The sequence below is a fragment of the Salinicola sp. MH3R3-1 genome (genome assembly GCF_001937155.1).
Lineage (GTDB): Bacteria > Pseudomonadota > Gammaproteobacteria > Pseudomonadales > Halomonadaceae > Salinicola > Salinicola halophyticus.
The window spans coordinates 1-264 of the sequence record NZ_MSDP01000088.1; the positions used below are offsets into that span (position 1 = coordinate 1).

The window sequence follows — 264 nt, forward strand, 5'->3', positions numbered from 1 at the left end:
AGCTAGCGTTATTCGGAATTACTGGGCGTAAAGCGCACGTAGGCGGCTTTGTAAGTTAGAGGTGAAAGCCCGGGGCTCAACCCCGGAACTGCCTTTAAGACTGCATCGCTTGAATCCAGGAGAGGTGAGTGGAATTCCGAGTGTAGAGGTGAAATTCGTAGATATTAGGAAGAACACCAGTGGCGAAGGCGGCTCACTGGACTGGTATTGACGCTGAGGTGCGAAAGCGTGGGGAGCAAACAGGATTAGATACCCTTGTAGTCC

General features: G+C 51.9%; 1 rRNA gene. It reads left to right on the forward strand.

Annotated features, from left to right (window positions below):
* Nucleotides 1-264: ribosomal RNA gene (locus BTW08_RS18470) — 16S ribosomal RNA — on the forward strand; the annotation flags it as partial.